Annotated in this window: 12 protein-coding genes and 1 other RNA gene; 7 read left to right on the forward strand and 6 right to left on the reverse strand. The window is 65.4% G+C overall.

Annotation, left to right across the window (positions count from 1 at the left end; all coding sequences use genetic code 11):
* Positions 1 to 60 precede the first annotated feature (60 nt).
* The 3 genes from FPZ24_RS00890 to FPZ24_RS00900 all read left to right on the forward strand — a co-directional run bounded on the left by FPZ24_RS00890 (position 61) and on the right by FPZ24_RS00900 (position 2131).
* Complete coding sequence (locus tag FPZ24_RS00890) at positions 61 to 864, forward strand: hypothetical protein (RefSeq protein WP_146569289.1); 804 nt, start codon at positions 61 to 63, stop codon at positions 862 to 864.
* Between the two features lie 62 nt (positions 865 to 926).
* Entirely contained in the window at positions 927 to 1772 is an 846-nt protein-coding gene (locus FPZ24_RS00895) for a hypothetical protein (protein ID WP_146569290.1), read from the forward strand.
* Positions 1769 to 2131, forward strand: coding sequence for a hypothetical protein (locus tag FPZ24_RS00900; RefSeq protein ID WP_146569291.1), 363 nt, complete (start codon positions 1769 to 1771; stop codon positions 2129 to 2131). The genes FPZ24_RS00895 and FPZ24_RS00900 overlap by 4 nt, the downstream gene beginning before the upstream one ends.
* On the opposite strand, the gene FPZ24_RS00905 is transcribed toward FPZ24_RS00900, so the two are convergent.
* Together FPZ24_RS00905 and FPZ24_RS00910 are read right to left on the reverse strand one after the other, a co-directional pair.
* Complete coding sequence (locus FPZ24_RS00905; protein ID WP_146569292.1) at positions 2058 to 3020, reverse strand: DUF535 family protein; 963 nt, start codon at positions 3018 to 3020, stop codon at positions 2058 to 2060. The genes FPZ24_RS00900 and FPZ24_RS00905 overlap by 74 nt on opposite strands.
* A 336-nt stretch (positions 3021 to 3356) precedes the next feature.
* Complete coding sequence (locus FPZ24_RS00910; RefSeq protein ID WP_146569293.1) at positions 3357 to 4103, reverse strand: class I SAM-dependent methyltransferase; 747 nt, start codon at positions 4101 to 4103, stop codon at positions 3357 to 3359.
* Positions 4104 to 4256: 153 nt separating this feature from the next.
* Here FPZ24_RS00910 and FPZ24_RS00915 point away from each other — a divergent pair, with 153 nt between their 5' ends.
* Positions 4257 to 6623 carry a TonB-dependent receptor gene (locus FPZ24_RS00915; protein ID WP_146569294.1) on the forward strand — a complete coding sequence of 789 codons (2367 nt, stop codon included), beginning with the start codon at positions 4257 to 4259 and terminating at the stop codon, positions 6621 to 6623.
* Between the two features lie 62 nt (positions 6624 to 6685).
* Here FPZ24_RS00915 and FPZ24_RS00920 read toward each other — a convergent pair whose 3' ends face one another.
* Positions 6686 to 7030, reverse strand: a complete 345-nt coding sequence (locus FPZ24_RS00920; protein ID WP_146569295.1) for a PilZ domain-containing protein — start codon at positions 7028 to 7030, stop codon at positions 6686 to 6688.
* Positions 7031 to 7098: 68 nt separating this feature from the next.
* Positions 7099 to 7755: a PEPxxWA-CTERM sorting domain-containing protein gene (locus tag FPZ24_RS17435; RefSeq protein WP_240047555.1), complete on the reverse strand. Its 657-nt coding sequence runs from the start codon at positions 7753 to 7755 to the stop codon at positions 7099 to 7101.
* A 177-nt stretch (positions 7756 to 7932) separates the two neighbouring features.
* On the opposite strand from FPZ24_RS17435, the gene FPZ24_RS00930 reads away from it, so the two are divergent.
* Positions 7933 to 9321 (forward strand): alpha/beta fold hydrolase, encoded by a 1389-nt coding sequence (locus tag FPZ24_RS00930; protein WP_146569296.1) that lies wholly within the window; start codon positions 7933 to 7935, stop codon positions 9319 to 9321.
* Positions 9322 to 9475: 154 nt separating this feature from the next.
* A complete protein-coding gene (locus FPZ24_RS17440; protein WP_240047556.1) occupies positions 9476 to 10663 on the forward strand; it encodes a PEPxxWA-CTERM sorting domain-containing protein in 1188 nt (395 codons plus the stop codon).
* A gap of 60 nt (positions 10664 to 10723) precedes the next feature.
* On the opposite strand, the gene FPZ24_RS00940 is transcribed toward FPZ24_RS17440, so the two are convergent.
* Together FPZ24_RS00940 and ssrA are read right to left on the reverse strand one after the other, a co-directional pair.
* On the reverse strand, positions 10724 to 11497 hold the full coding sequence (locus tag FPZ24_RS00940) for a class II aldolase/adducin family protein (protein ID WP_146569297.1): 774 nt from the start codon (positions 11495 to 11497) through the stop codon (positions 10724 to 10726).
* A gap of 96 nt (positions 11498 to 11593) precedes the next feature.
* Positions 11594 to 11938: a transfer-messenger RNA gene (gene ssrA / locus FPZ24_RS00945) on the reverse strand.
* Between the two features lie 116 nt (positions 11939 to 12054).
* Between ssrA and FPZ24_RS00950 the strand changes: the two genes are divergently transcribed.
* Positions 12055 to 12486 (forward strand): RrF2 family transcriptional regulator, encoded by a 432-nt coding sequence (locus FPZ24_RS00950; protein ID WP_146569298.1) that lies wholly within the window; start codon positions 12055 to 12057, stop codon positions 12484 to 12486.
* Positions 12487 to 12624 lie beyond the last annotated feature (138 nt).

Raw genomic sequence — 12624 nt, forward strand, 5'->3', positions numbered from 1 at the left:
CAGCCCCCACTTCGACATACGTACCCCGCTTCCCTGTCTCGCATCCCCGGGAGGCCACCCATGACCCGCAAGACGTCCCCCGCCCGCATCGCGGCGTTCTTTCGCGCGCTCGAAGAGACCGGCAACCAGACGATTGCCGCCGAGGCCGCGCGAGTGTCGCGGTCGTGGATGTCGCTCCACCGGGCAACCGATCCGGACTTCCGGGCACGGATGGAGGCAGCGATCACGGCGGCGCGGGAAAGGCTGCGCGCGCAGGCGAACGGAGTCGAGCCTGTTGCGACATGGCGAGCGATCAATGGCGAGGAGTTGGCCGTACGCGGCACTAACGGGCGGCGAACGCAGATCGCGCGGGCGCGCCTGAACCAATGGACGCCGCGCACGGAAGCGCGCTTCCTGGCGGCGCTCGCGGCGTGCTGCAATGTGGCGGCGGCATGCCGCGCGGTCGGGATGAGCCAGGCGGCGGCCTATAACCATTATAACCGGTGGCCCGATTTCGAGCAGCGCTGGGACGCGGCGCTGGCGGAGGGATATCAGGCGCTCGAACTCGCGCTGATCGAGAATGCCGGGCGTGCCTTCGCGCCGGTCGCGTACGACCAGGATATTCCGATCGAGCCGATGTCGGTCGATCAGGCGATCACCTTGCTCGCCCAGCACCAGGCGCGCGTGCACAAGATCGGCAAGCGGCCGGGGCGGCCGTTCCGGATGCCGCGCACGTCCGAGGAGGTGTTCGCGAGCATCGCGCACAAGCTCGATCGGCTCGAGAAGAAGCTGCGCGCGGAGGCCGCGCCCGACCCCGCCGCGGGCCGTCGCGCGCTCGACCGCGGGATGCGGGCGGTGCGGGGGACGGGGAAGCCGGCACGCTAGCGGGCGGGGGATCTCCGTGCTACGCGCGACGCCTGTCAGGACCGAGGGCCGCGAACGCGCTTATGCTGAAGAATCTGTTTTCGAAGGGGTCGCGCGACGACGAGGCCGCGGTCGAGCCGGCTCCCGCCGCTGCCGCGCCGGAACCGGGCGAATCCCGCACCAATACCGTCGGCTGGCTGCTCAACAGCGAGAATGCCAGCGTGATCTGGGACACGCCGCGGCCGGTGCGGATGGAATCGCAGAGCAACGATCCGCGCTCGGTCGGGCAATGCCCCTCGGTGCTCGATTTCGACCGCAAGCATTTCGTGATCAACTGCCCGATCGATGTGCATCTGCGCGTGAACCTGACCGCGACGGGCATGGACGTCACCAACGTGCTGGCGGACAAAAGCCCGATCCGCGCCGACGCGCTGCAGCGCTGGATCGTATTCCAGCCGCGCCACGAATGGCGCAATCCGCAGCGGCCCGTGCTGCAGATGCTGACCGCGTTCGTGTTCGTTTCCGACGACCCGCTCTACATCAACCAATACCCGCCGATCTTCCACTATACCGGCGATCGGCGGCCGGGCATCCAGATCAGCGGGCGCTTCCCGATCGATATCTGGCCGCGCGCGCTGCAATGGGCGTTCGAGTGGCACGACACGTCGAAGGACCTGATCCTGCGGCGCGGCGAGCCGTTATTCTACGTGCGGTTCGAAGGGGCCGATCCCGCGGCGCCGGTGCGGCTGGTCGAGGCGACCAAGACGCCCGAGCTGGAAAGCTACATGGCGTCGATCACCGGCGTGACCGAGATCGTCGGCCAGACCTATTCGCTGTTCAAGACCGCGCGCGAACGGCGGCCGGCCAGGTTGCTGGTCCCCAAGGAGGGCGGCACCGCGTCGTCGTCGACCGAAGGAGTGTTGCGGTGAAGTACGTCCGGGTCGTGCAATGGGCGACGAAGGGCGACACCGTCCAGCTCGAGATGCTGGGCGAGGACGAGCAGACGCACACGCTGGAGGTCAGCACCGACTGTGCGGGGGCGCTGGTCGCGGCGCTGGCGTCCGAGGCCGAGAAGTTCAATGCGCAAGGCAAGGATCAGCAGATGATCCGGCCGACCGGCCTACAGACCGGGAAGACGGCGGACGGCGAACCGGTGATCCTGATGACGTTGAAGGGCGGGACCGAACTGCCCCTGGTGTTCAAGGCGGAGAGCCTTAGCGTGCTGATATCCGAACTGCAGGGCCTGATGGGGTCGCTGCAACAGGGGTCGCAGATCCGCTGGCAGTAACGCGGCGGCGCGCGCCGTCACCGTCGCGATCGGCGATCGGTTTGCGGGCGGGCGCGGCGGCAGGAGCATCGCGGCCCAGCGCCACCGCCAGCATCCCGATCATCGCGTCGCGAACGGCGCGCCGCTGCAACCGCCGGCGCCTGGTGCGCGCCTTGTTCTTGCCCGCGACTTCCTTTTCCGCCCCCGACGTCTGCCCGACGGCCACGCAATAATGGCCGCGACCGTCGTCGATCCCGCCCATGTCGCGCCACAGCGCCGCATAGTCGATCGTCGTCGAGCGCCCGTCGACCGATGTCTGGCTCGCCGCCTGCGCAGTGTCGGACGTGCCGACGATCGTCGCGATGCCGAGCATTTCGGCGACGGCGTCGATCGCCAGCAACAGCATGGCGAGCGGCGCGATCTCCTGGTTCTTGCGCGCGGCGTAGCGGATCCGATCCTTGCCGAAGAAGATGCCCTGGACGCCGCCGACGAATATCACCGCCGGCTCGGCCGATCCCACCAGGCCACCCTGCACGATGCAAAAGGTCAGGGTGAACAGGCGAACGCCGTCGAGCCGGAAGCAGAGTTCGGTTTCCCCCTCCATCGGCGCCGCCCAGGCCGGTTGCAGCACGACGTCGTGCGTTTTGCCTTCGTCGTCGATCGATTGCCACAGCACCAGGCCGGGCTCAATCCGGACGCCCGTGATCGTGCTTTCCAGGAAGCCATAGTGAAAGGCGAGTGCGCGATACCGCTCGCCGGGCGACAGGCTGAGTGACAGATAGTCGCCGACATATTTGAGCGGGATCGACGCATCGGCACTGGCATGGCCGCTTTTGCGCGCGCGGCCCGCGATCCGCTTCAGTCGCAGGGCCGGCCCCGGCCGACGCAGCAACGCTGCCACTTGCCGCATGCGTCTGACGACGACGTTCGCTGTCGCGCGCAGCCCGCGGCGGGATTCGGCCCCCGCGATGCCGCGGCGACCGTCATTTCCCGGAGAAAAATCTTTACTTCTCAAGGTGAAGTCCTGAACGCTAAGCTAAAATCAAGTAACCCCGCTAGTACGAATCGTATTTTTTTCCCTGAGATTACCGTAGCAAATTATTCGTAGAAGGTGGATTCGCAATGTGTACTATTGGGACAATCAATGATTGAAATTGATAGTTGATCCAAATCAACCAATATGACCGTTTCACACGGTTATCACCGGGTTGTTGATTATCCGCTCGATTCAGTAACTATCTGCAGGTCAGCCTTTTGGCAGCGAACCCGGATCGAAGATGGTGCAATCGGGCGGGGTCGCGATCGAGCGCCATCCGGCCTGAAGCCAAACGTCGGCAAATATCGGATGCTGGTAGACGACCCGCAGCTGTCGCGAATCCGCCCGCCACGACGCGCCGACGCGTCGCGCGACCTCGGCCATGATCGGCCGGTCGAACGGGTGATAGAGAAACAGCAGCACGGGTCCGTCGGGCAGGTCGAATTCGGTCGCGTCGCCATGGATCAGCGTGAACCGCTCCCGGTCGGTGCGCTGTGCGATGTTACGCCGTGCAATGGCGTCCAGCTCCGCGGCGAATTCGACGCCGATCAGGTGGCGATAGCCACGGTCGGCCGCCATCAGCAACGCGCGCCCCTTGCCCGAGCCGAGATCCACGAACGTGGTTTGATCGACGGCGACGAAATCCTGTTCGGCGACGGCGAGCGAGGTGGTGAACTCGGCCGGATTGATCGCGATGTGACTGCTGCCGTGGACTCGGTTGGCGCTGGCGATCGTCAATCCGGGCAGATGCTGGACGCCGCCGGTGTCTGCCTCGGCCGCCTCATCGAACGCGGCGTCGCTCTTCGCCTTGGCATCGATGAACGATCGATGCGCCTTGCTCGACACGCCGAACGCCGACCGGACCTTGTCGATGATGCGCGCCGCCAACCCGCCGGCGCCGTAGGTGCGATAGACCGCCCCCATCCGGCGGGCATAACGAGTCACGGTGTTGGCCATGCGGAACGTTCGCGAAATCGGACCCGATGATCAACCGCGAAGACGGCGGAGCGAGGAAGCTTGTCGTAATCCGGTCACAATTCGCGCGCAGAGGCGCCCGCGTATGTTGCGCTGCACCATAAGGGCGGCGTCCATTCGCAAGGGATCATCGACATGAAGTTTCAGAAGTTCGCCGCGCTGCTCCTCGCCGGAGCGGCAACCGCCGCTACGATGCCGATCGCCAGCGCGCAGACCGCCGACACGCCGGCCGCCGCGCCCGTCACGACCGATGACGGCGCGCCCGACGGCGACATCATCGTCACCGCGAACCGCCGCAGCGAAAACACGTTGAACGTGCCGGTCGCCGTGTCGGTCGTCCGTTCCGAAACGCTGCGCGATCTGCAGGCTGCCGGTGGCGATACTTTGCTGTCGCTGGCCGGTCGCGTGCCGAGCCTGTACGTCGAATCGACGACCGGCCGCATCTTCCCGCGCTTCTACATCCGCGGTCTGGGCAACATCGACTTCTACCTCGGCGCGTCGCAGCCGGTGTCGATCATCCAGGACGATGTCGTGAAGGAACACGTCGTCCTCAAGTCGAACCCCGCGTTCGACATCGGTCAGGTCGAAGTGCTCAAGGGTCCGCAGGGCTCGCTGTTCGGCCGCAACACCACCGCCGGCATCATCAAGTTCGACACCGCCGCGCCGACCGCGAACTTCGAAGGCCAGGGCTCGCTGAGCTATGGCAGCTTCAACAGCGTCAACGCCGATGTCGGCGTCGGCGGCCCGCTGACCAAGGACGGTACGATCAGCTTCCGCCTGTCGGGCCTGTACCAGCATCGCGACGACTGGATCAGCAACACCTATACCGGCCCGTCCGACGACGGCACCGTCCCCGGCAAGAACGTGATGGGCGGCTTCGACGAAAAGGACGTCAAGCTCCAGCTGCTGTTCAAGCCGAGCGATCGCTTCAGCCTGCGCCTCGCCGGCCACCTGCGCGATTACAACGGCACCGCTTCCATCTTCTATCGCGGCTCGATCAAGGTCGGCACCAACGCCGTGCCGTCGACGTTCGACCGCAAGCTCGTCTCGTACGACGAAGCGCAGAACAACACGCAGGCGTACAAGAACCAGGGCGTCTCGCTGAAGGCCGATTACGATTTCGGCGGCGTCACGTTGACCTCGATCACCGCGTGGGAGCATGCGGCGGGCTTCAGCCGCGGCGACACCGACGGCGGTGCGGCGGCGAACTTCGGCGGTGTCACGCCGAACATCTGCGCGGTCGGGTGCGGCCAGTCGCAGGGTCGCTTGCGCGGGCTCGACCAGTGGACGCAGGAAGTCCGCCTCGCCAGCCCGGACACCGGCCCGTTCAAGTGGCAGATCGGCGGCATCTATTTCGATGCGCGCGACAAGACCGAGTTCGACCAGCGCTCGTTCTTCCTCGTGAACAATTCGCTCGGCACCGCGCCGAACCCGAACAACTTCGTGCTGCTGCGCAACGTCAACACCAGCTGGGCGGCGTTCGGCCAGGTCAGCTACGACCTGACCGACAAGCTGACCTTCACGGCCGGCGGTCGCATCACGAAGGACACGAAGAGCACCAATCTGCTGCTCCACCCGAACTTCGCGAACCTGACCGTGCCGGCGGGCGTGCCGACCTCTTCCTACGCGTGCGGTACCGCGCAATTCTGTCGCCTGTCGGACACGCAGCCAAGCTGGGACGTGAGCTTGCTCTACAAGATCGCGCCCGAGGTCAGCGTGTACGCACGCTACGCACGCGGCTTCCGCGGGCCGACCGTGCAGGGCCGTTCGGCGGTGTTCAACTCGGCCTACTCGACCGCGAATTCGGAAAAGAACACCAGCTATGAAGGCGGAATCAAGGGCTCGTTCGCCGATGGTCGCGTCAATTTCAGCGCTGCAGGTTTTTACTATAACATCGACAACATCCAGCTGAACGGCAACGACAGCAACGGCAACGGCGTGCTGTTCAACGGCAGCAAGGGCAAGGGCTACGGCGCCGAGTTCGAGATCGAGGCGCGCCCGGTCAACAATTTCCGCGTGACCGCGGGCCTCAGCCTGCTCCACACGGAAATCAACGCCCCGACCGTGTTCGCGCAGGTCGGTGCGGCGAACGGCGTGATGTCGCAGACCGTGCTCAACCCGACGGTGCGGATCGGCAACAACTATTACGCCAATATCAACGGCAATCCGTTCCCGAACGCGCCCGACTACAACATCAACGTCAGCGCGCGGTACGACCTGCCGCTGGGCGGGGACAACAAGCTGTTCGTCGCCGGCGACTTCAACATGCAGGGCAAGACCAACCTGGTCCTGTACCGCAGCGTCGAATATAGTTCGGACGGCAATTACGAGCTGGGCGGCAAGGTCGGCTATGCGTTCGGCAAGTATGAGATCGCGGCGTTCGTGCGTAATCTCACCAACCGCAAGAACCTGATCGGCGCGATTGACACGTCGAACTACCGCGCCGGCATCTACAACGATCCGCGCGTGTTCGGCGTGATGCTGAGCGGGTCGTTCCGCTAAGCGGCTGATCCGCTATTGATAAGAAAAGGGGCTCGGCGGCGACGCCGGGCCCTTTTTTGCGTTCAGGGATTCGACCGCGCGATATGGTCGACGATCGCCGGGTGCAGCGGCGTGTCGAACTCGATCCCGAACCGGCCGTCCTCGTTGCGCCAAACGACCTTGCCGGCGAACGACTGGAAATTGGCGATCGTCACGAACATCCGTGCGCCGACCAGGAACGTGCCGGGCGCGTTGATCGCGCAGCCGCCGGCCGACAGATTCTCGATCATGCCCGTTTCGCGCCCGCCCTCGCGCGACCGCACGCTGACCGGCGCGCCGAGTTCGACGCGTGCGAACTTGCGCTGCTCGACGCGCGGCGATTTCTCCAGCGTGCAGGCGAGATGGAGCATGACACCATGCTGAGGCATCACCCGTTACCGATCGGTAAACGGCCGAGGCCGCCGGCGCTTTCGACCGGCGGCTTCGATGTCGTCGCTCAATAGGCGAACCGCACGCGCGGGCTGCGGCGGCGATGACGCATCACGCCGCCGACCGCGCCGAAGCCCAGGATCATCAGCGACCAGGTCGCCGGTTCCGGCACCGGCGTGATGACCGCCAGCGTCGCGTTTTCGGGCGAGAAGTCGGTGATCTGGTTGTTGTTGCCCGTGCCGATCCGCGGCCACAGGTTGAACCCGTAATTTTCGGGCGCGTAACCGGTCGACGGCATCAGCGACGCGGCGATCTTGAACGTCAGGATGTTGCCCGCGATCGAGATGTCGGCGGGGTTGAGCGCGATCGCGCCGATCGATCCGGTGCCGTCCTTGCGGATCGTGATCGCCTGGTTGAAGATCACGTTTTCCTGGCCCAGCGCGGCGAACGGACGCGCGGTGCCGGTACCGGTGTTCACCCCGAACACGTAGAACCCGACCGTCGCCGGATCGATCGCGCCGGCGAAGGTCGCACCGAGCGTGAAGATGCTCGTGGTGGAATTGTAGTTCACCGAGAAGCTGGTCACGTCGAGGTCGGCAAGCAGCGGCCCGACATAGGTGGGCAGGAAATCGCCGGTCGCATCGACGACGGTCGCCGCATGGGCGGGGGTGGTGATCAGGGCGAGGGGGAGAAGTCCGAGAATCGCGGGGATCGTCTTACGCATGTGCCAGCTCCTGTTGCGATAGGCGATCCGCCGGCTTGACGGATCGCGGGAGTGGCACGCGCGAGGGGACGCACACGCGCCACCCCCGCATCTCAGTGCAGGGCGCGCGAAAGATGGTTCAACGCGCGGTAAGAATAATCCGCGAGGCGATGAAACGGGGCGGGTTTTGCGATTGCCTTGACCGGCAAGCCCCGTAAGCTGGGTACCGTGGGGTCCGCGTTTCCGAGTAGTTCGTTCGACGATGTGGGGACCGCCTATGGCCTGACCCCGCGCCAGACGGCGTTGCTGGCGGCGCTGATCGAGTATGGCGGGGTTCGCGAGGCGGCCGACGGGCTCGGCATTTCCTATACGTCCGCGCGCAACGGTGTCGTGGCGCTGAAGGACAAGTTCGGCGTGTCCACGGTGCCGATGCTGATCGCCATGGTGCTCGAATTCAAGGCGGGGGCGCACGAGCCGGTGCGCCACGATCTGTTCAGCCTGACCGACCGCCAATTCGCGATCGCGCACGACGTCGGCACGCTCCGGTCGCGCGAGGAAATCGCCGAACGGCTGGCGATCTCGCCCTCGGTGGTTGATGCCGAGCTGAAGGAGATCAACCTCGTCCTCGGGACGCAGAGCGCCGGCCAGATCGCACGCGTCGTCGCGAGCGCCGGACTCGGCGTGCCGGGCGTGGAAACGATCGCGGCGATGGAACGCCATACCGAGCACACGATGCCGGCGGGCATCCTGCACGTGAGCGGCCGGACGATCGGCTATTCGGATTACGGACCGGCGGACGGTAAGCCGGTGGTCGTCCTGCACAGCGCGATCACCAGCCGCGCGCCGCCGACGCGGCTGGTCGGCGAATTGCGTGCCCGCGGCTATCGCCCGATCACGATCGACCGGCCCGGCTATGGCGACACCGACGCCGGCCCCAAGCGCAGCGATCCCTTCGTCCAGGCCGCGCACGACTTGAAGGCGTTGTGCGACGAACTGGGGTTCGCGACGATCGATGTCGTCGCGCGCGGGCCGGGCATGGCGACGATGCGGCTCCACCAGCTCCATTCGCGGTTGATTCGACGCGCGGTACTGGTCAATCCCACGCCGGCCTACGCCTTTACGTCGGGTGCGACCGGACCGCTCGGCGCGGTCAAGCGCGCCTATGCCCGCCGCCCCTGGGCGATCGGCGCATTGCTGGCGGTGATCGCGAAACGGCAGACTCCGGCCAGCTTCTATTCGGGGGCGCTACGGGCGTTTCGCGACAGCCCGCCCGACGAGGCGCTGGCGCGCAACGATCCCCGCTTCGCCGCCGATTATATCCGCGCCGTGCGCGGGTTTCAGCAGGGACGCATTGCGGGGTACGTGGCCGAACAGGTCGCCTGGGTATCGGGGTACGACGTCACGGCGATGCCGGGCATGACCGACTGGCGCATCGTCCAGGGCGGATCGTCGATGTTGCGCAGCCCAGAGGATGCGCTCGATTACTGGCGGGTGAAACTCCCCGACACGCCGATCCGATGGGTGGCGGAGGCGGGGCAGATGCTCGCTTATTCGCACCCGCATCTGGTGGTCGATGCGCTCGATTGAGCGGGTCCATTGTCCCTCATCGGGGCAGTCGTGCCGGTAAATTTTCGTTAATTCACCATACAATCCGGGATGTTGCCACGCCGCGGTCGCTGCCAATCCCCACTCCATCGAAGTCAATCGGGGGATGAAAGAGATGGTATCGCGAAGCAGCAGGATGACGCGCCTGATGGGAGCGGCGGCGTTGGGGATGGCAATCTTCGCGAGCGGCGAGGCGAGCGCGCAGCAGCAGATACTGACTGCCGTCAGCGCCGATCCGCCGGGCGCGGGCAATGACGATACGCGGGTGAATACGACTGCCGGGGGGATCGTCGGAACCAACCTGAACGGCGTCGATGCCCGCGCCACCACCGATTACGGCGTCAACAAGATCTTCGCGCAGGGTACGTCCACGACCGAAGTCTATGCCAGCTCGGCATGGCTCGACACCTTCACGGTGGCGGGGACCGGCATGGTCCATCTGAGCTTCACTTTCACGATCGACGGCGCCGTGTCGGGCAATAATGCGTCGAGCGCGTGGAACTACAAAGTGGCGGCGCTGCGCGGCGGCGACTGGTCGCTGAACGGCAGCGACGGGTGGCAAAGCACCAATTACGGCCGCCAGCTTTCGACCGGCAACGACTATGACACGCTGATCCTGAAGCGGACCACGGCGGGCCTGGTCACCTACGCCGACGCGCGGGATTTCGACGGATTCTATAACTACACCAACGTCAACGGCGGGCCGGGAAGCTTCGCGTCACGCGCGCTGCGGGATACGGGGCCGCTCGGCGAATATTACGAGATCACCTCGGCGTCGGGCAACAACGTCACGGTCAATCGGTTATACGATGGCTTCTTCCAGCGCTCGATCAACGGCGGCGCGTTTCAGACCTTCCAATACACCAATACGGCGGCGGGCGGGCCGCAATTGCTGGCCGCCTATAACAACGTGAAAGCGAATTATTCGCTGATCGCATCGGGCGCGCTGTGCCCCGACGACGAATGCTCGACCAATTCGACCGGCATGACGGTGATCGACCCGACCAGCTTTACGCTCGACTTCGATCTGGCGGCGGGTTCGGTGTTCACGCTCGCGAGCTGGCTATACGCCGACGATGTCGACGACGGGACGGTCGATTTCTTCAACACCGCGAAGGTCACCGGCGTCAACGTGTCAGCGGGTGGATCGCTGGCGAGTGCGAGCGGCGCGCTGAGCCCGCTACCGGGCGGCGGCTACGGTTATCCCGCCGCGGTGTCGGGCGTGCCCGAACCGGCGACCTGGGCGATGATGATCATGGGCTTCGGGCTGATCGGCGCAGCGATGCGGCGCCGTCATGCCACCCCGTTGGTGCTCGCCGCTTGATCCCCGGCGTGTAACAGTGGGCGGCCGGCCGGCGCGTACCTGCCGGTCGGCCAACCGTTGCTAGTCGCGGAACGACGGATCGATCCGGTCGAGCTTCCGAAGCAGCGCCGGCCACGCCAGCCGCTCGGCCGCCATTGCCATGCCGGCGGGCGGAGTCTGGGTTTCGACCTTGTGCTCGGTACCTTGCGGCGGGTTGTAGAGATGGTCGTACCCGGCCGACAGCATCATCACCTGCGCCTGACACGCGCGCTCCAGAAAATAGAGTCGCAGGAAACAGTCGCCGACGGTCTTGCCGACCGCGAGCGTGCCGTGGTTGCGCAGGATCATCGCATGCTTGTCGCCCAGATCCTGGACCAGCCGCTCGCGCTCGTCGAGGTCGGTCGCGATGCCCTCATACTCGTGATACGCGACGTTGTGCTTGGCGATCATCGCGGTCTGGGTGTGGGGGAGCAGCCCGAATTCCATCGCCGACACCGCCTGACCCTGCGGGGTATGGAGGTGCATCACTGCGGCGGCATCCTCGCGCGCCATGTGGATCGCCGAGTGGATCGTGAAGCCGGCCGGATTGACCGGATGCTCGGACTTGCCGACCGGATTTCCGTCGACGTCGATCTTGACGAGGCTCGACGCGGTGATCTCCTCGAACATCATGTCGTACGGATTGATCAGGAAATGGTGTTCTGGCCCCGGCACGCGCGCCGACAAGTGGGTGAAGATCAGGTCGTCCCAGCCGTACAGCGCGACCAGGCGGTAGGCCGCGGCGAGATCGACCCGCGCTTCCCACTCGCCCGGGGCCATTTCGTTGGTGGTATCGACCGTCGCCAGCGTTGCCATCGTCACTCTCCGAGTCTTTGTCGGACGTGAGCATACCGCAATTTCGAAGGGGAGGGGAAGTGGGGAGCTTCTGTTGCCCGGTGCTCCCCGAACCGCTGGATTCCCTTCTGTTGCCCGGTGGGTCCGACCGCGCATTTTAGTCTAACCTTAGGCCGTTAGGCCGTGGGGTTAGGCCGCCATAGCGAGTGCTTCGTTATCGTTGGCACTTGTGTACGGGCCGTCACGGTGGTCCCATTCCGAGCAAAAGTCAGCGCCTTTCAACACACGTCGATCCTGGTTCGGCCCCGTCAGAAACCCCTGTGTTATCAGGGGCATATGGTGGAGCCGCCGGGTACTGCCCCCGGGTCCGCTGCGTCTATTATACGCCGTCGTTTATCGCCATAGCCGGGCCGAAGCCCTTGCACCGACCAATATAGGCGCTTGGCGCTTAAAGAAAAGTGGCGGGCGGGGTGTGTGGCATAGCTGCTGCCATGCTGTGGCGATTGAGCCACGCTGCGGCGCCAAAAAATACCGGCCTGCCTTCCCTGCGCCATAATATCGCGCAATAAAGTATCATCATGTTGACGCAGCGTTCCCGTTACGCGCTCCGCGCGATGCTCTATCTGGCCGAAGCCCCCGCCGGTGGTCCGCCGATCCCGATGAACCGCATCGCCGACAGCGCCAACGTCCCGCGCAAGTTCCTGGAGCTGATCCTCGCCGACTTGCGCGAGGCCGGGTTCATCCACAGCCATCGCGGCAAGGCGGGCGGTTACTGCCTGTCGCGCCCGACCCACCTGATTTCGCTGGGCGAGATCATCCGTGTGATCGAGGGGCCGCTCGCGCTGGTGCCGTGCGTCAGCCGCACCGCGTATCGCCGCTGCGCCGATTGCAAGGACGAGGCGACCTGCGCGATCCGTAACGCCATGGCGCGCGTGCGGGATGAGACCGCGCGGATCCTGGACGGCACCAGCCTGGCCGATGCGGGGGCGGAGGATTTGGTCGCGGCGTGACCTGCATATTCCCCTCCCGGGAAGGGAGGGGTTAGGGGTGGGTGGGAGTATCGCGATACTGGTGAGGTGAGATCGGAGGCTTGCGTTTCGGCAAGCCTCGACCCACCCCCGGCCCCTCCCTTCCAGGGAGGGGGAGCG

Source organism: Sphingomonas panacisoli (assembly GCF_007859635.1).
Classification (GTDB): domain Bacteria; phylum Pseudomonadota; class Alphaproteobacteria; order Sphingomonadales; family Sphingomonadaceae; genus Sphingomonas; species Sphingomonas panacisoli.

Bases quoted from the DNA above. Each gene is read 5' to 3' on its own strand.
- FPZ24_RS00890 (WP_146569289.1), top strand. From the start codon at position 61: ATGACCCGCAAGACGTCCCCCGCCCGCATCGCGGCGTTCTTTCGCGCG.
- FPZ24_RS00905 (WP_146569292.1), bottom strand. From the start codon at position 3,020: ATGCGGCAAGTGGCAGCGTTGCTGCGTCGGCCGGGGCCGGCCCTGCGA.
- FPZ24_RS00920 (WP_146569295.1), bottom strand. From the start codon at position 7,030: ATGCCTCAGCATGGTGTCATGCTCCATCTCGCCTGCACGCTGGAGAAA.
- FPZ24_RS00940 (WP_146569297.1), bottom strand. From the start codon at position 11,497: ATGGCAACGCTGGCGACGGTCGATACCACCAACGAAATGGCCCCGGGC.
- FPZ24_RS00910 (WP_146569293.1), bottom strand. From the start codon at position 4,103: ATGGCCAACACCGTGACTCGTTATGCCCGCCGGATGGGGGCGGTCTAT.
- FPZ24_RS00895 (WP_146569290.1), top strand. From the start codon at position 927: ATGCTGAAGAATCTGTTTTCGAAGGGGTCGCGCGACGACGAGGCCGCG.
- FPZ24_RS17435 (WP_240047555.1), bottom strand. From the start codon at position 7,755: ATGCGTAAGACGATCCCCGCGATTCTCGGACTTCTCCCCCTCGCCCTG.
- FPZ24_RS17440 (WP_240047556.1), top strand. From the start codon at position 9,476: ATGACGCGCCTGATGGGAGCGGCGGCGTTGGGGATGGCAATCTTCGCG.
- FPZ24_RS00915 (WP_146569294.1), top strand. From the start codon at position 4,257: ATGAAGTTTCAGAAGTTCGCCGCGCTGCTCCTCGCCGGAGCGGCAACC.
- FPZ24_RS00950 (WP_146569298.1), top strand. From the start codon at position 12,055: ATGTTGACGCAGCGTTCCCGTTACGCGCTCCGCGCGATGCTCTATCTG.